The organism is Magnetospirillum sulfuroxidans (genome assembly GCF_018224925.1).
GTDB classification, from domain to species: Bacteria; Pseudomonadota; Alphaproteobacteria; order Rhodospirillales; family Magnetospirillaceae; genus Magnetospirillum; species Magnetospirillum sulfuroxidans.
On the sequence record NZ_JAGTUF010000009.1, the window covers coordinates 123832 to 140914 of the forward strand.

Annotated in this window: 17 protein-coding genes; 9 read left to right on the forward strand and 8 right to left on the reverse strand. The window is 61.9% G+C overall.

The genetic code is table 11. The features are described 5' to 3' along the window. The first annotated feature begins 30 nt into the window (after window positions 1–30). The 3 genes from KEC16_RS11215 (at window position 31) to KEC16_RS11225 (ending at window position 1634) form a co-directional block, all read left to right on the forward strand. Window positions 31–807, forward strand: coding sequence for a hypothetical protein (locus KEC16_RS11215; RefSeq protein ID WP_249209106.1), 777 nt, complete (start codon window positions 31–33; stop codon window positions 805–807). A gap of 67 nt (window positions 808–874) precedes the next feature. Continuing rightward, the gene (locus KEC16_RS11220) at window positions 875–1246 is read left to right on the forward strand and encodes a MerR family transcriptional regulator (RefSeq protein WP_211548876.1); all 372 of its coding nucleotides are present in this window, start codon (window positions 875–877) and stop codon (window positions 1244–1246) included. After that, window positions 1239–1634 (forward strand): carboxymuconolactone decarboxylase family protein, encoded by a 396-nt coding sequence (locus KEC16_RS11225; protein WP_211548878.1) that lies wholly within the window; start codon window positions 1239–1241, stop codon window positions 1632–1634. The genes KEC16_RS11220 and KEC16_RS11225 overlap by 8 nt, the downstream gene beginning before the upstream one ends. On the opposite strand, the gene KEC16_RS11230 is transcribed toward KEC16_RS11225, so the two are convergent. Beyond that, complete coding sequence (locus tag KEC16_RS11230; protein ID WP_211548880.1) at window positions 1616–2701, reverse strand: ParA family protein; 1086 nt, start codon at window positions 2699–2701, stop codon at window positions 1616–1618. The genes KEC16_RS11225 and KEC16_RS11230 overlap by 19 nt on opposite strands. 125 nt (window positions 2702–2826) lie before the next feature. On the opposite strand from KEC16_RS11230, the gene KEC16_RS11235 reads away from it, so the two are divergent. Continuing rightward, window positions 2827–3288 (forward strand): MarR family winged helix-turn-helix transcriptional regulator, encoded by a 462-nt coding sequence (locus tag KEC16_RS11235; protein WP_211548882.1) that lies wholly within the window; start codon window positions 2827–2829, stop codon window positions 3286–3288. 103 nt (window positions 3289–3391) lie between these two features. Next, window positions 3392–4729: an adenylosuccinate lyase gene (purB, locus tag KEC16_RS11240; protein WP_211548884.1), complete on the forward strand. Its 1338-nt coding sequence runs from the start codon at window positions 3392–3394 to the stop codon at window positions 4727–4729. Between the two features lie 59 nt (window positions 4730–4788). Here the strand turns inward: purB and KEC16_RS11245 are convergent, their stop codons facing one another. Then, on the reverse strand, window positions 4789–5115 hold the full coding sequence (locus tag KEC16_RS11245) for a DUF1476 domain-containing protein (RefSeq protein WP_211548886.1): 327 nt from the start codon (window positions 5113–5115) through the stop codon (window positions 4789–4791). A 118-nt stretch (window positions 5116–5233) separates the two neighbouring features. Between KEC16_RS11245 and KEC16_RS11250 the strand changes: the two genes are divergently transcribed. The 4 genes from KEC16_RS11250 (at window position 5234) to purS (ending at window position 9272) form a co-directional block, all read left to right on the forward strand. After that, a complete protein-coding gene (locus KEC16_RS11250; RefSeq protein WP_211548888.1) occupies window positions 5234–5974 on the forward strand; it encodes an NRDE family protein in 741 nt (246 codons plus the stop codon). Between the two features lie 84 nt (window positions 5975–6058). Next, complete coding sequence (locus KEC16_RS11255) at window positions 6059–8089, forward strand: methyl-accepting chemotaxis protein (protein WP_211548890.1); 2031 nt, start codon at window positions 6059–6061, stop codon at window positions 8087–8089. A gap of 158 nt (window positions 8090–8247) precedes the next feature. Continuing rightward, window positions 8248–9012: a phosphoribosylaminoimidazolesuccinocarboxamide synthase gene (gene purC, locus KEC16_RS11260; RefSeq protein ID WP_211548892.1), complete on the forward strand. Its 765-nt coding sequence runs from the start codon at window positions 8248–8250 to the stop codon at window positions 9010–9012. Window positions 9013–9032: 20 nt separating this feature from the next. Next, window positions 9033–9272, forward strand: a complete 240-nt coding sequence (gene purS / locus KEC16_RS11265) for a phosphoribosylformylglycinamidine synthase subunit PurS (RefSeq protein ID WP_211548893.1) — start codon at window positions 9033–9035, stop codon at window positions 9270–9272. 53 nt (window positions 9273–9325) lie between these two features. On the opposite strand, the gene KEC16_RS11270 is transcribed toward purS, so the two are convergent. The 6 genes from KEC16_RS11270 to KEC16_RS11295 form a co-directional block, all read right to left on the reverse strand. Next, the gene (locus KEC16_RS11270; protein ID WP_211548895.1) at window positions 9326–10723 is read right to left on the reverse strand and encodes an SLC13 family permease; all 1398 of its coding nucleotides are present in this window, start codon (window positions 10721–10723) and stop codon (window positions 9326–9328) included. Between the two features lie 3 nt (window positions 10724–10726). Further along, a complete protein-coding gene (gene pyk / locus KEC16_RS11275; protein ID WP_211548897.1) occupies window positions 10727–12172 on the reverse strand; it encodes a pyruvate kinase in 1446 nt (481 codons plus the stop codon). A gap of 173 nt (window positions 12173–12345) precedes the next feature. Continuing rightward, complete coding sequence (locus KEC16_RS11280; protein ID WP_211548899.1) at window positions 12346–13089, reverse strand: FadR/GntR family transcriptional regulator; 744 nt, start codon at window positions 13087–13089, stop codon at window positions 12346–12348. A 95-nt stretch (window positions 13090–13184) separates the two neighbouring features. Next, a complete protein-coding gene (locus tag KEC16_RS11285) occupies window positions 13185–14006 on the reverse strand; it encodes a fumarylacetoacetate hydrolase family protein (RefSeq protein ID WP_211548901.1) in 822 nt (273 codons plus the stop codon). Continuing rightward, complete coding sequence (locus tag KEC16_RS11290; RefSeq protein WP_211548903.1) at window positions 14003–16489, reverse strand: EAL domain-containing protein; 2487 nt, start codon at window positions 16487–16489, stop codon at window positions 14003–14005. The genes KEC16_RS11285 and KEC16_RS11290 overlap by 4 nt, the downstream gene beginning before the upstream one ends. A 6-nt stretch (window positions 16490–16495) precedes the next feature. After that, window positions 16496–16942, reverse strand: coding sequence for a response regulator (locus KEC16_RS11295; protein ID WP_211548905.1), 447 nt, complete (start codon window positions 16940–16942; stop codon window positions 16496–16498). Between the last annotated feature and the right edge of the window lie 141 nt (window positions 16943–17083).

Here is a 17083-nt window from a genome sequence, read left to right on the forward strand (position 1 = left end):
CTAATCTTCATGGGCATCGGGAGAAAGGGCATGAGCAGCAGTAACGCCCCCGCCGGCCCCAAGGCCTGCGAAGCTATCGCCAACACCATGATCGGCCACTTCACCACCCGCCTGGAGGTCGAGGCCGCCAAGCGCGGGGCGCTGACCGCCGACGACATCCGCCACTTGGCCGAAGCCGTCATGACCGCCGAGTTCGGTCGCTTCCAATCCACCTATCGCCGGTCATACGACACCTGTTCGGCCACGCGTGAGGCCAAGCAATGGGAAAGCACGCGCAAACGCCCGTTCGACCGCGTGCTGATGAAGGCCTTCGCTCACCTGTTTCCGCCACGCCAGGGCGGTGACGGCGGCCAGGGATTGTTGTCGCGACGGGTCATTCCCGGCTTCAACATGGCCATCGACAAGATGATCGGCCCCGCCCTTTACGAACAATGCCAAAGCAAATCCCAGGCGATCCTTGATCGCCACCGCACTGGATCGGGCCATGATTGGCAAGCCATCCACGCCGACCCGCAAACCCATGCGCTGACCACCGACGTGCTGATGGTCGTCGCCCATTACTTCGGCAATTTTGAACGGCGGCGCGAATGGCTGCTGGCCGTGGTCAACTCACATCTGGGCAAAAGCGCCGACGGCGCCGACGGCCATTGGCAACTGACCGAACACGGTTTCGCCGAATTGATGCGCGCCCTGTTCGCCGATCTGCGCGCCACCCTGATCAGCGCCCCCGCCCCCTTGCGCCATCGTTATGGCGACCATTCCGTCGATACGGTCGAGGTTTTCCTGCGTCGGCTGGACCGGGCATAAACGCCCTTGACTTCGAGTGCGCTCGAAGTCCTAGCCTGGGCCGTGTTGAAACCAGCGGACGGGACCGATGAAGATTGGCGAACTGGCGAAGCGGTGCGGATTATCGGTCCACACCATCCGTTACTACGAGCGGATCGGCCTGCTGCCGATGGCGGATCGCGACCAATCCAGCCATCGCGATTACGACGACGCCATCCTGACCTGGATCGGGTTCCTGACCCGACTGAAAACCACCGGAATGCCGATTCGCGACATGCTGCGCTATGCCCGGCTGCGTCAACAGGGCAGCGAAACCGCGGGCGAACGCCGTCAATTGCTGGAACACCATCGTCAGCAGGTCCGCGCCCATGTGGCCGGCTTACAGGAATCCCTGCTGGTTCTCGACGCCAAGATCGCCGGCTATGCCGCGCCACAACTTAAGGGCCAAAACCATGAGTGACACGACTGAAAGCCGCTTTGAACGCGGATACCGGGTCTTGGGTGAAATCGACGGCGATGGCGGGCATAAGGTGGTCGAATCCTTGGCCGACATTGCCCCCGATTTCGCCCGTTACCTGATCGAGTTTCCCTTTGGCGACATTTACAGCCGCCCGCACCTGGATCTGCGGGCGCGTGAAATCGCCACCATCGCGGCGTTGACCGCACTCGGCAATGCCAGCCCGCAATTGAAGGTCCACATTCAAGCCGGCCTCAATGTCGGACTAAACCGCGACGAAATCGTCGAGATCATCATGCAAATGGCCGTCTATGCCGGTTTTCCCGCCGCCTTGAACGGCCTGTTCGCCGCCAAGGAAGTCTTCGCGGCGGCTCAGCCCGTGGGGAATTGATACCAAGCGGCGGCGGCGGCGAAACCAAGCACCGCCCCCAGCACGATCAGCATCAGCCCGGCGCCGATCTTCCAACCGGCACCAGGGCCAAGCACCTCGGCCGTCAATTCCGGCGCCTTGGTCCAGCCGGGATCAGGCATCTCACCCGGTTGGGGAATGGTCAGATCCGAGCGCCGGCCGTTCAGCTCCGCCGACCATACCGCCAGTTTGTCGGCGGCGGTCTCGTGTTCCAGCGCGTCCGACAACCGGCTTTCCTCTGCGCCGCCGGTCATATGCAACACCCGCGTCAACAGCAATTCGGCCAGCCGCAAATAGGCACGGGCCGGCGGCGATTGCGGCGCCATCGACACCACCGGCAAATCACGAGCGGCGGCTTCGATCACCACGTTGTCGCGCGGCACCAGCACCGGCATGACACGGGGACCGAACTCGGCGATGATATCCTCGGTCAGGCGCTGAGTCAGCGGGCCGTCCTCGGTCATGGTCAGCACGATGTTGATGGTGTGCAGGTCGTGATTGTAATGCGACCGCACCCGGTTGACGTTCCACCACGCCTTATGCAGGCCATCCAAGGCATGCGGGCTGGGCATCACCGGCATCACCACCACATCGGCGGCGACCAGGGCATTGACCGAAACGATGCCGGGGGCTGGCGGGCAATCGATCACCACGATGTCGATATCGTCCGGCGCCGTGGCCAGAACCCCACTCAGGATACCCTGACATTCCGGCTGCATGGCCAATTCGATGTCGGCCCAGGCCAATTCGTCCGAGCCGCCGACCAGACGCAGATTGTCGTAATCGGTCTTGCGCAAGCACTCATCCAGCGGCGCCCGCCCGGTGATCAATTGATAAGCGCCGGTGGAAATCGGCGGAGTCACCCCGACATTGGTGGTGGCGTTACTTTGACTGTCCAGATCGACCAGCACCACGCGCTTGCCCAGCGCCGCCATGCAGACCGCCAGATTGACGCTGCTGGTGGTCTTGCCGACGCCGCCTTTCTGATTGAAGACGGTAATGATCGTCGGTTTGGACCGCCTGTCGGCGGCAGCGTTTTCCTCGGCCATAGGCGACGTTTCCCAAAAGGGACAGGGGATTTGCACAATACAATCCCCGGCGACGATGGGAAATACTCCAGTTCATTAAAAATCCCTGTTGGCGCTCTGCGGGGTTGCACCTATACTCGCGCCCCATGACCAAGCCGTATTTTGAAATCATCCGCCTGATCGAACGTCTGCATCGTCATTTCCTTGACGTGTTGAGAACGGAATTGCGTCGTTTGGGCATCGAAGACATCAATGCGGTTCAGGCTTTGCTGCTGTACAACATCGGTGAAAACGAAGTGGTCATTCGCGACCTCAAGGATCGCGGCTACTATCAAGGCTCCAATGTTTCCTACAACATCAAGGGCCTGACCGAATACGGTTATTTGACGCAGGAACGTTCGCCCCACGACCGCCGCTCGGTCCGCTTGAAGCTGACCGACAAGGGGCTGGATTTGTGTAATTCCGTCCGCACCTTGCAAGACGATCTGTCGGCGGTGTTCGGCGACGAGGATTCGGCCAAGGCCCTGCAAGGCACCGTCGACACCATGCTGCGGCTGGAACGCACCTGGAGCGATTTCGTCCATTACGGCCGGCCGCGCCAAGTCTGATTTAATTCCACCGTCACAGCACCGTCACCTTTGCAAGGTTGGCGGTTTTTTGCCATAACCCCCACTCTTCGTCCGCGCCGTCCTATCCAGCCGAGGCCCGATCATGTCGATTTCGCGTTATTCCCGCCCGCAGATGTCCGCCATCTGGGAAGCCGCCAACAAGTTCCGCATCTGGTACCAGATCGAGGCGCACGCCTGTGACGCTCTGGCCGAGATCGGGGTGATCCCCAAGGATTCAGCCCAGGCGGTGTGGGCCAAGGGTGACCTGCCCTACACGCCCGCGCGCATCGCCCGCATCGACGCCATCGAGGCCGAGACCAAGCACGACGTCATCGCCTTCCTGACCGAGTTGGCCGAACATATCGGCGCCGATTCGCGCTTCGTCCACCAGGGCATGACCTCGTCCGACGTGCTTGACACCTGCCTGTCGGTGCAGATGACCCAGGCCGCCGATATTTTGCTGGCCGATCTTGACGCCTTGCTGGCGGCGCTGGAAAAGCGCGCCTTCGAGTTCAAGGATCTCGCCTGCATGGGTCGTTCGCACGGCATCCATGCCGAGCCGGTGACCATCGGCCTGAAATTCGCCAGCTTCCACGCCGAATTCCAGCGCAACAAAACCCGCCTGCAAGCGGCACGCGCCGACATCGCCACCTGCGCCATTTCCGGCGCCGTCGGCACCTTCGCCAATATCGACCCCCGCGTTGAAGAGCACGTGGCGGCCAAGCTGGGCTTGGCCCCCGAGCCGCTGTCGACCCAGGTCATCCCGCGTGACCGTCACGCCCAATATTTCGCCACCTTGGGCACCATCGCCAGCTCGATTGAACGCGTCGCCGTGGAAATCCGCCACATGCAGCGCACCGAAGTGCGCGAGGCCGAAGAGTTTTTCTCGCCTGGGCAAAAGGGCAGCTCGGCCATGCCGCACAAGCGCAACCCGGTGCTGACCGAAAATCTGACCGGTCTGGCCCGCATGGTCCGCGCCTATGTGGTGCCGGCCATGGAAAACGTAGCGCTTTGGCACGAACGCGATATCTCGCATTCCTCGGTCGAACGCTATATCGGCCCCGATGCCACCATCACCTTGGACTTCGCCCTGGCCCGTCTGACCAATGTCATCGACAAGCTGGTGGTCTATCCCGACGTGGTCGAGCGCAACCTGAACCAGTTGGGCGGCCTGATCTTCTCGCAGCGTGTCCTGTTGGCCCTGACCCAGGCCGGGGTGTCGCGCGAAGACGCCTATCGCCTGGTCCAGCGCAACGCCATGAAGGTGTGGGACGCCGCCGGCCAGGGCCTGGAAACCAAGGGGATGTTCCTGGCCAATCTGAAGGCTGACGCCGACGTGGCCAAAGCGGTCACCGCCGATCAGGTGGAAGCCATGTTCGACCTGACCTACCATACCAAGCACGTCGATACCATTTTCCGCCGGGTCTTCGGCCGCGCCTGACAAAAAGGCCCGCCAGAGGATGCTCTGGCGGGCCTTCGATTTTCAGCGCCGGGGTGAAATCAGCGCTTCATTTCCTCGGTCAGCTGGGCCATCGCCAAATTTTGGCAGCGCTGCACTTCCTTTTGAAACAGGCGATCCTCGATCACCACGCCTTTCGCGGCCAGGTCGCGGGCGACCTTGTGGGTGGCGTCGTGGTCGGGCTCGCTGAATTCGGCGTCAACCACCGACAAGGCATAAGCCAGGGCAGCATCGCCGGAAATCCCCATCTGTTCGGCCGCCCACAGGCCCAACAGCTTATCGCGGCGCACGTTCGCCTTGAACTGCATTTCCTGATCAAGCTTGAACTTGGCCTCGAAACCCTTTTCGCGATCGTCGAACGTGGTCATGGCAGGCGACTTCCCTTTATGCCCCACTTATCTTGGAAGTGGTTGTCGTTTGAACCCTTTGCCAGAGCGGCGAACGTGTTATAGCCGTCATTTACTCGCCCCGAAACCGGATTTTCGCATGTGCACTTTGGTTTTGTTACGCCGCCCCGATCATCCTTGGCCGATCCTGGTCGCCGCCAACCGGGATGAAATGGCCGGACGCCCTTGGAAAGCCCCGGCCCGCCATTGGCCCGACCGCCCGGAAATCATCGCCGGACTGGACGAACTGGCCCAAGGATCATGGCTGGGCATGAACGATCACGGCGTCGTCGCCGCCATCCTCAACCGAGTTGGCACATTGGGTCCGGCGCCGGGCAAACGTTCACGCGGGGAACTGGTGCTTGACGCCCTTGACCATGCCGACGCCGCCGAGGCGGCCAGGGCCTTCGCCGATCTGAACGGCCGCGCCTGGCGCCCGTTCAACCTGATCCTCGCCGATAATCGCGATGCGTTTTGGATCAAATCCGAAGGCCGCGGCCCAATCCAGGTCGCCGCCATCGCCCCCGGCCTGCACATGATCTCGGCCATGGATCTGGACGATACCGCCAGCCCCCGACTGGCCGCCTACCTGCCGCGCTTCCAGGCGGCCTCTCCGCCCGATCCCGAGGCCGGAGACTGGCAGGCATGGCAAAGTCTGATGGCCGATGGCGGCGAAGGGTCGGACACCGAAGAAACCGCCGCCATGTGCTTTCTGCGCCCCAGCGGTTTCGGCACCGTCTCATCCTCGCTGATCGCCCTGCCGGAAATGGGATCGGAAGCTTCCCCACGCTGGTGGTTCGCCTCCGGCGCACCAGACCAGAAGGCGTATTCGCTAATTTAATTAGTTTTATTTGGTTGTTTCCCCTGCGCCGAACATGCTATTCGTATTCATACTAAAGTATGATACTTGTAGGACTTTAGAATCATGAATATTCGCGCGCAGATTGTTACAGGCCTCACCATTGTTGTCGCCGTCTTCGCCGTCACCAGTTGGTTGAGCGGCCGCGCCGTCAACGACCAAAGGCCTCTCCTAAGCGAAATCAGCGCGCGCACGAATACGGTTTCCTCCTATTCCATCAAGCTGTTCGGCGCCATCAAGGACATGAACCTGCAAGTGGCGCAGCTCCAGCAATTCCTTAGCGACATTTCCGCCACCCGCGGCCAAGACGGCCTGGATGACGGCTTCGACAAGGCAGCAGCAGCCGCCCAAGATTTTGCCGCCGCCAGTGCCCAGGCACATTCCGCCGCCCGCGCTCTTGATCTCAAGACCATCGACGGCGCCATTACCGATGCCGAGCGCGCCTTCTCCCCCTATTACGAGACCGGCCGCAAGATGGCCGAGGCCTACATCGCCGATGGCGCGCCCGGGGGCAATAAATTGATGCCGCAATTCGACCAAACCGCGGAACTGATGCACCAGAACCTGGATCAGGTCGCCGAGTTGATCGAACAGGAAACCACCAATGCGCTGACCGGTCTGAATGAAGCCGCTCAACGGGTGGAGGCCAGCAACCACCGAGTGTCGACCACATTGACCATTGCCGGCGCCATCGGCCTGGCTTTGGCCGCCATGGTCGGCGTTGCCCTGGCATGGCAATTGTCGCGCTTGTTCCGTCTGCTCGCCCAAGATGTGGACGCCGTGCTGGCCGAACGCCACGACCAGCCCTTGAACCTCCACCATGACCGCAAGGATGAATTCGGTCCCATCGCCCACGCCTTGGCCCAGTTCCGCGCCAACGCCCGACGCATCTTGGCCATGCAGGCGGAACAGGCGGCACAGGCGCAACAGGCCGAAAGCGCCCGCCGCCAAGCATTGCTGGACATGGCCGATACCGTCGAGGTGGAAACCGCCGAAGCGGTGGACAATGTCGCCCGCGAAACCATACAAATGCGGGATCTGGCCACCGACATGGCCCATTCGGCCCAACAAGTGGGCGAAAACAGCCAAGGCGTCGCCGCCGCCGCCGAACAGGCGCTGCGCAATGCCCAGGCGGTCGCCGGCGCCGCCGAGGAATTGTCGGCTTCTATCCGTGAAATCGGCTCGCAAGCGACTTTGTCGACTCAGGTGGTTTCGGGCATCGTTCATTCGGCGCGGGAAAGCGCCGAGACCGTGCACCAACTTTCCGATGCCATGGCCCGTATCGGCGATGTGGCCAAACTGATCAATGCCATCGCCGAACAGACCAACATGTTGTCGTTGAATGCCACCATTGAAGCCGCCCGCGCCGGCGAGGCCGGCAAGGGCTTTGCCGTGGTCGCACATGAGGTCAAGGGCCTCGCCACCCAAACCGCCCGCTCGACCGAGGAAATCAGCCGCGAGGTGACGGCCTTGCAGACCATCGGCCGACAGGTGGCCCAAGCCATCGCCGGCATCACCGGCAGCATCGAGGAAATCAGCGGCATCACCAATTCCATCGCCGCCGCGGTGGAGGAACAAGACGCCGCCACCCTGGAAATCGTCCGCAACGTGGTGCAAACCTCCCACGCCGCCGAGGAAGTGGCTCAGCGCATTGCCAGCGTCGCCAGCGATGCCCAATCCACCGGCCAATCCGCCGACTTGGTGCAGCACCAGTTGGAAAGCATCTCGGTCCGGGTGCGCGAGCTGAAAAGCAATCTCAACGAGGTGGTGCGCACCGCCGCTCCCGAAGTTGATCGTCGCCACAATCCGCGCATTGCCCTGGGACAATCAGTTGAAATCCAGATTGGCGACGCCACCATCGCCGCCCGCATGGCCGATCTCTCTCGATGCGGCAGCCGTATGTTCGCCGTGCCGTCCCTGCTGGGCGGCGACCGGGGAATAGTGCGCATCCCTGGGCTGCCCGGCGCCTTGGCGTTCCAAGTGATCGAAAGACTGGACGGCGGCATGCGCGTCCGCTTCGACGATTCCAGTCCCGAAGCGGCCAAACTGGCCACCTTCATCACCCAACACGATCATCACCAGCCTAAAGCGGCTTGATCGCCGCCGCCGCATGCCGCGACGCCACGGGCCAATTGTTTCGCCCGCTCATCCCTGCTATACCAAGCCCATAAGCGACGGGGCCGATAAGGCCCCGCGCTTCTTGTTTCCCCGGCGTTGCCGCCACAGGCTGCGCCCTTTCGATCCGGAAGTTTCCCATGGCTCGACGCAGACAGATTTACGAAGGTAAGGCCAAGGTCCTTTTCGAAGGCCCCGAGCCCGGCACCCTGGTTCAATATTTCAAGGATGATGCCACCGCCTTCAACAACAAGAAGAAGGGCACCATCACCGGCAAGGGTGTTCTGAACAACCGGATCAGCGAATATCTGATGATCAAGTTGGGCGAGATCGGTATCCCCACCCACTTCGTTCGCCGCTTGAACATGCGCGAACAATTGGTGCGCGAAGTCGAGATCATCCCGCTGGAAGTGGTTGTTCGCAACATCTCGGCCGGCTCGCTGGCCCAGCGCTTTGGCCTGTCCGAAGGCACGCCGCTGCCGCGCTCCATCGTCGAATATTATTTCAAGTCCGACGCCCTGGGCGATCCCATGGTGGCGGAAGAACACATCACCGCCTTTGGCTGGGCCACCACCCAAGATATCGACGAACTGATGTCCATGTCGTTGCGCGTCAACGACTTCCTGACCGGTTTGTTCTTGGGCGTCGGCATCCGTCTGGTTGATTTCAAGCTGGAATTCGGTCGTCTGTACAATGGCGACGACATGCAGATCGTTCTGGCCGATGAAATCAGCCCCGACAATTGTCGTCTGTGGGATCTCAAGACCGGCGAGAAAATGGACAAAGACCGTTTCCGTCGCGATCTCGGCAATGTCGAAGACGCCTATCAGGAAGTGGCGCGTCGCCTGGGCATTCTGCCCGAAGGCGGCCCGCGCGACCTGAAGGGCCCGGAAATGATGCAGTAAGCTGACAAAGGAATAGTCCCGTGAAAGCCAAGGTTCACATCACTTTGAAGAACGGCGTCCTTGATCCCCAGGGCAAGGCCGTGCAGCACGCTTTGGGCTCGCTGGGCTTTGCCGGCGTCAACGACGTCCGTCAGGGCAAGTTCATCGAATTGGATCTGGCCGAGACCGACCCGGCCAAGGCCCGCGAAATGGTCGAGCAGATGTGCAAGCAATTGCTGACCAATACCGTGATCGAGAATTACACCATCGATCTGGTCTGAGGCGATTGAGACGACAAAAGCCGGAGCGGCCAAGGCCCTCCGGCTTTTTTGTTTTACATCCGCCCCAACACCATCCACCACAGCGCGTCCAAGGGCAGCAAGATAACCACCGAGATGCCGGCCATCAGCAGGCACAGACGCACGAATTCGTGGTACGGAACGCCGGAAATCGGGATCGCCGCCATCAAAGGCGGCACCTGATGCGGCAACAAGATGGTGGACAGGCCCGGCACCTGCAACATGGCGGTGTTGACGACGGAAAACCCCGAACGTGCGGCCAGGACATCGGCCATGGGCACCAGCACCGCCGGCACCCCCGGCGCCGTGGTCAGGACCCCCAGCAGCATGGGCAAGGCCACCAGAACCGCCCAATCATGCATTCCCCCTTGGCCGGAAAGCGGCATCCAACCCAAGATGGTTTCCGCCATCCACGCCCCCAGGCCCAGCTTGTTGGCCACCGCCCCCAAACCGATGACGGCGCCGACATGCAAGATCAACGACAGATTGACCTTGCGCAGGGCATCGCGCCCCAGCATCCCCAAACCGGGAACCAAGCATAGCACCGCCCCGGCCAGGGCGACCCAGGCGGGGGAAACATGATGCCAGGAATCAGTCACCCACAGACAGACCGCCACCACCAAGATCAGGGCCAAACGGCGCTCTCCCCGGCTCATCGGCCCCGGCGTGGCGGCGCCGGCGCCTTGGATCGGGCCGGGCTTGTCGGCATAAAGCAGACAAACCAGCCCCCACACCGCCAGCGCCCGCCCCAGGCCAAGCACCGGGAAATGCAAAACGAAGAAATCAACGAAGGTCAGCGATTGCCCGGTCAGTTTTTCCAGCGTGCCGGCCAGCACCATGTTGGGGACATTGGACGGCAAGACGGAAAAAGCCGGCAGGAAGGTGCCAAAGGCGGCGGCGAGCATCAGACCGGAATAGCCGCGCGAGCCGGGCTGATAGCCCAGATGCACGGCCAGCGGCCCAACAATGCCAAGAAACATGATGATCCGCCCGGTGGCCGAGGGCATGAAGAAGATGGCCGCCAGCCCCATCAACACCACCACGGCGACCAGCTTGGCATAGGACAGGCCCTCAAGCCCATGGGCCAAGGCCGCCAGACGCTTCCCTAGGCCGGTCTCTTCCATGGCCAGACCAAGCACCAGCCCGGCCAGCACCAGCCACAGCGCCGACGAGGTAAAGCCGGACAACACCACATCGGGCGGAGCCAGCTTGAACAGCAACAGCAAGGCGAAAAAGCCCAAGGCGGTGACGTGATCGGGCAAAAAGCCCCCCAACCACAGACCGATGGCCGACAGCAAAATGGGCAAGGCCCAGCCGGCGGCCCCGCCCCCCGCCGCCCCCATCCCGGCCAATTGGGCCAAGACAGCCACGGCGGCGGCGGTCAGCAGACCGGCCCCCATGATCTTGGGCAAGGAGCGGGCGGAAAACACCATGGCTTAAAGGACTTCGCCGCCTTCCTCGATCTCGGCCACCCGCAAGATATTGGTGGTCCCCGAACAGCCAAAGGGAACCCCGGCGGTGATGACGATGCGGTCGCCGGGATGGGCGTAGCCTTCGTCCTGGGCCGCCTTGGCCGCCGTGTGGACCATCTCGGCGAAGCTGCGCACTTCATGGGTGGGAACGCAATGGGTGCCCCAGACCAAGGCCAACTGACGCGCCACCTCGATGCTGGAGGTCAGCGAGACGATGGATTGCTCCGGCCGTTCGCGCGCGGCGCGCAACGTGGTGGAACCGGACGAGGTGAAGGTGACCACGGCGGCGGCGTTCAAGGTGTGGGCAACCTGACGGGCGGCGGCCGAAATGGCGTCGCGGGTGGTGTTTTCCGGCTGCGTGCGGGACGCGTCGGTGATCACCCGGTAATGGTCGTCTTCCTCGACCCGGTTAATGATGCGATCCATCATGGTCACCGCATCAACGGGATATTCACCCGAGGCGGTTTCCGCCGACAGCATCACCGCATCGGCACCGTCATAGATCGCGGTGGCGACGTCGGAAGCCTCGGCCCGGGTCGGCGATGGCGAATGAACCATGGAATCGAGCATCTGGGTCGCCACCACCACCGGCTTACCGGCGGAACGGCAACATTTGACGATGCGCTTTTGCAGGATCGGCACCGATTCCGGCGGGCATTCCACCCCCAAATCACCACGGGCCACCATCACCGCGTCGGACAATTCGACGATCTCGTCCAGATAATCAATGGCCGACGGCTTTTCCAGCTTGGACAACAGCCGCACCCGGCTGCCCACCTTGCGGGCGATCAGCTTGCGCGCTTCCAAAACATCGCTGGGGCGCTGGACGAACGACAAGGCGATCCAGTCGGCGCCCATATCGACGGCGAAATCCAAATCGGCCTTGTCCTTGTCGGTCAAGGGCGAGATCGGCAGCACCACGTTTGGCACGTTGACGCCCTTGTGATTGGACAATTCGCCGCCGACGATGACCCGAGTCTCGGCGAAATCACCGCCATGCTTCTCGACCCGCAACCGCAACTTGCCATCGTCAAGCAGCAATTCGGTGCCCACGTTCATGGCCGCGAACACTTCGGGGTGCAACAATGGCGCACGGGTGACATCGCCCAGATCCGGCTGCAAATCCAGACGGAACGTGCCGCCGGTTTCCAACTTGATCTTCCCCTCGGCGAATTTGCCCACCCGCAATTTCGGCCCCTGCAAATCGGCGAGGACGCCGATCGGACGACCGATCTTTCTTTCCAGGGCGCGAATGGTGTCGTAGCGGGCTTGGTGGTCGGCATGGGTGCCGTGGCTGAAATTCAGGCGAAAGACATCGGCGCCAGCCCGAAACAGGCTTTCAATCCCTTGGGCCGTCGACGAGGCCGGCCCCAAAGTGGCGATGATCTTGGCTTTTCTGGTTCTGCGCATTTTGCGTCCTTAAACGGATTGCGGCTGTGCACTGACTGATGCAGACGAGCCTGCCCCACCTGAATCAGTCAGTGCACAATTCGTTGAATTGACCGCCGCACCATAGCAGAGGCGAAGGCGGCCGCCTACCGCGCCTCGATGACGGGTTTCCACCACCCAACGGGGTGGCCGGATCAGATCTCGGCGCCGCTGCGTCGGTTCTGCACGGTGCGATAGCGGGCGACCACCCAACCAAGATGGGCCTGCATGGCAGCGGCGGCGGCATCGGCGTCGCCGGCAACGATGGCGTCATAAATGGCCCGATGATGGCTGAGAATGGTCTGGTCGTCGGCGGCGGTCGGAAACATCTCGTAGCGATGATAATCAAGCATCTGCTGCAAGATGCCGCGAAAGACCCCCATCACATGCATATAGACCGTCGAGCCCGACGCCTTGGCCACCGCCAGATGAAAGCGGATGTCGTTTTCGGTCTTATGTTTGCCGGCATTGATATCGGCCTCGGTCGAGGCCATCACCTCGGCCAGTTCGGCCAGATTGGCCGGCGTGGCGTTGGCAGCGGCGCGGCGTGCCGCCCACACCTCGATTTGCCCCCGGATTTCGGCCAAATCGGCCAGGGTTTCGTGATTAGCCTTGACCAGTTGCGCCAGCGAGGCGTCCATGCACGCAGCATTGGCCACCACCCGAGTCCCGCCGCCTTGAACCGCATCCAACAGGCCTTGGGTTTTCAAGGTCTGCAACGCGGCGCGCACGGAAACCCGCGACACCCCCATGTCCTCGGCCAGTTGACGTTCACCCGGCAGACGTTGGCCCACCGCCCATTCGCCCGAGGCGATGCGGGCAAGAATGCGATCAGCGACGCGGTCGGAAACGCGGGTACGATGGTCGGCGGCGGCGGGGGCGAGAGCGTCTTTGGTCATACCGGATGGTGACCATAACGGATGCACATCGTCAAGGACAGTTCACCCAGCAAGCGTGCAAACGCCCCTTATACCGTCTCGACGTGACGTGACGCTCAGGCGATCAATGTCCGTTGCCGGCCCAGGCCATGGACACCCACTTCCATGATATCGCCCGCGCCCAGAAACTCGCCCCGGCCCAGACCGACGCCGGCCGGCGTCCCGGTCAAGATGACGTCCCCGGCCGCCAACGGCATGAAATGCGACAGATGGGCGATGATGGTGGCGACGCCAAATACCATGTCCTTGGTGCTGCCATTTTGTTTGCGCACACCGTTGACCTCGGTCCACAGCGGCAAGGATTGCGGATCGGCGATTTCGTCGGCGGTGACCAGATACGGCCCCAACGGGCAAAATCCCGGCCCGGACTTGCCCTTGATCCACTGTCCGCCCCGTTCCATCTGCCAGTCGCGGGCGGAAATATCATTGGCGGTCATGTAACCGGCCACATGGGCAAGAGCCGCGCTTTCGTCGATCTGCCACGCCGGGCGGCCGATCAGCACCGCCAGTTCCACTTCCCAATCCAGCTTGGCCGTCCCGGCCGGCATGGTCAGCGCATCATGGGGGCCGGCCAGGGCGCCGGTATGCTTGGAAAACACCACCGGCTCGCCCGGCAAAGCCAGGCCGGTTTCCGCCGCATGATCGCGATAATTCAGGCCGATGCACAAAACATTGCCGATCGCCGCCACCGGCACTCCCAAACGGGGCGAGCCATCGACTCGCGGCAAGCTGGCTGGGTCAAGCCCCCGCAAGGCGGAAAAATCCAGATCGGCCCGGATATCGGCACAATGGGCCGACAAATCACGCAAACCGCCATCGCCGGCGGCGATCAGACCGGGGCGTTCGGCCCCAACAGCCCCCCACCGAACCAACTTCATGACGCACTCCACGGGCTTAGGGCGGCAGGCAAGCGCTTATCGGCGAGAAACCCGGTCATCTCGGCCGCGGCTTGCGGTTTGGACAGCAAGAACCCTTGCACCTTGTCGCAACCGAAACCGGTCAGCAAATCAAGCTGCGCCTTGTTCTCGATCCCCGGCGCCACCACGGTCATGTGCAGGCCACGGGCCAGGGCGACGATGGCGGTGACGATTTCGCTTTCATCCTCGGAATTGGACAAATTGCGGACAAAGCCTTGCGCCACCTTCAAGATGGTCACCGGCAAGCGGCGCAGGAAAGCGAAGGACGAATAGCCAGAGCCGAATTCGTCGATGGCCAGCCCCACCCCCAAGGCGGCAAAGCGGGCGAACAGCGACGACGGATCGAAAGCCTTATCGACAACGCAGCTTTCCAGAACTTCCAAAACCAAGGCCTGGGGCGGCAATTGCGAAACCTCAAGCGCACCGGCGACCACCTCGATCAAGTCGGGCTGGCGCAGCTGGCGGGATGAAAGATTGATGTGCAGCCGCAGATCGGCATGACCGCTGTCGCGCCACAGCTTAACCTGCCGACAGGCCTGTTCGAACACCCAGCGACCGATGGAAACGATCATGCCGGTTTCTTCGGCCAAGGCCAGGAACTGATTGGGGGCGACCACCCCGACCTCGGGATGACGCCAGCGCAGCAATGCCTCGACCGCCACCGGACGGCCGCTTTTCACATCGAAGATCGGCTGATAATGCAGCAGGAACTGATCTTGCTCGACCGCGTTGCGCAAAGCGTTTTCCAGGGCCAGACGCTCGAAAGCCTGAGCGTTGACCGCCTCGGAATGAAATTGGCAGCCGTTTCGGCCCAAATGCTTGGCCCGGTACATGGCGGCATCGGCCAATTTCAGCAAGGTATTGGGATCGCCGGCATCGCTGGGATACAGCGACACGCCGATAGAGGAACTGATATGCGCCTCACCGCCGCTCAACTTGATCGGCTCTTGTAACCGGCGCAACACCTTGTGACCGACGACGGCGGCATCGCGCGGGTCTTGGACATCTTCCAAGATGATGGTGAATTCATCTCCCGACAGCCGCGCCACCGTATCGCCCTGGCGAATACAAGATGACAACCGCTCGGCCACCTGCTGCAACAGCATGTCGCCCGCCAAGTGGCCCATGGTGTCGTTGACCTGTTTGAAATGATCAAGATCGATGAACAGCAACGCCACCAGATTCTGATTGCGCTGGGCGCGGGCGATGGCGCGGGTCAGGCGTTCCTGAAACAAGCTGCGATTGGGCAGGCGAGTCAGCGGATCGTGGTTGGCGGCATAGGACAGCCGCTCCTCGACCTGTTTCCGCAAGGTGATGTCGCTAAGGACCGCCACGTAATTCTGCACCTTGCCTTCGGCGTCGCGAACCACGGCGATACTTTGCCAGCCGGCAAACATCTCGCCATCCTTGCGGCGATCCCAGATTTCGCCCTGCCATTTGCCACATTCGGTCAATGCCGCCCACAACTGGACAAAGAAGTCGCGATCATGACGGCCCGAAGCGAGAATACGCGGATTCCGGCCTAAAACCTCGTCGGCATCATAGCCGGTGATCAGGGTAAAGGCTGGATTGACGTGAACGATGTGATTGTCGGCATCGGTGACGAAAAGGCCGTCACCGGAATTTTCGAACACCGTGGCCGCCAGCCGCATGCTGTCTTCCAACCGCTTGCGTTCGGTAATGTCTTCGACCACCGTCACCGTATAGGGCTGAGCCCCGTCGGCTTCGCGCATGACCGTACAGGTCAGCTTGGCCCAGATCAGACGGCCATCCTTGCCGATATAGCGCTTGGTCAGTTCGAATTCCTCGCGCTGTCCGGCCAGAACCTCGGCCCGCAACGCATCGTTCAGACCGATATCGTCGGGATGGGTGATCGCGCGAAATTTCTCGCCGCGCAATTCGGCGTCGGTATAGCCGACCATGGACAGAAAAGCCGGGTTGGCCTCGACCATGCGGCCCTGGGCGTCGGCCAGCACGACACCGATGCCGGCATTGGCGAACAAGGTCCGAAAGCGGCTTTCCGAACGGCGCAAGGCGACGGCGGCATGGGAACGTTCGATGGCGTAAAAAATGGCGCGGCGCACCAGATTGCCGTCACCTTGCCCCTTGACCAGATAATCCTGCGCGCCCTGCCGCAGCGCCTGAAGCGCCAAATCCTCGTCGTTGGTGCCGGTCAGCACCACCACCGGCACCAGGGGCGAGGCGGCGCGCAGCCTCTCCAGGGTCTGCATGCCGAACGAATCGGGCAACGACAGATCCAACAGCACCACATCAATGGCGACAGAAGCAAGAATCTCGAGGGCGGCGCCCAGACGCTCGGCCTTGAGCACGCGGAACGGCGAGCTGGCTTCCTCCAGCAGATACAATTCGACTAAACGCGCGTCACCGGGATTATCCTCGACCACCAGGACGACGCAGCCGGAATGCGGCTCCACCGGCTCCATGTCACCTCAGCGCGGCGGCAGGGTGACGACCGAACACCAATACTCCTCGATGGAGCGCACCACCGAGATGAACCGATCCAGATCGACCGGCTTGGTGATATAGCAATTGGCGTGAAGGTCGTAGGTACGCATGATGTCCTGCTCGGCCTGCGAGGTGGTCAGCACCACCACCGGAATGCGACGCAGGTTGGGGTCAGCCTTCATTTCAGCCAGTACCTGACGACCATCCTTGCGCGGCAGGTTAAGGTCCAAAAGCACCAGATTGGGAATCGGCGCGTCGCTGAACGGTCCTTCGCGGCGCAGATAGGTCATGGCCTCGACCCCATCGACCACCACCTTCAGGCGGCTGGACATGCGCCCTTCCTTCAGGGCTTCCTGCGCCAAACGGGCATCTCCGGGATTGTCTTCGACCAGCAGAATATCAAAGCTGTCGGGGGCGGTACGCAAGCTCACGCAAAGGCTCCTCGAGGTGCCAAACCAGGAAATAACAACAGCACTATAAAGGCCTTCTGTAAACTGGACTTGCCCGGAAAGAGTGGAGAGCGTTTCTCTGTCTATGCAGCTTCGGCCTCGAAGCGGCACGGGCTTTTATAT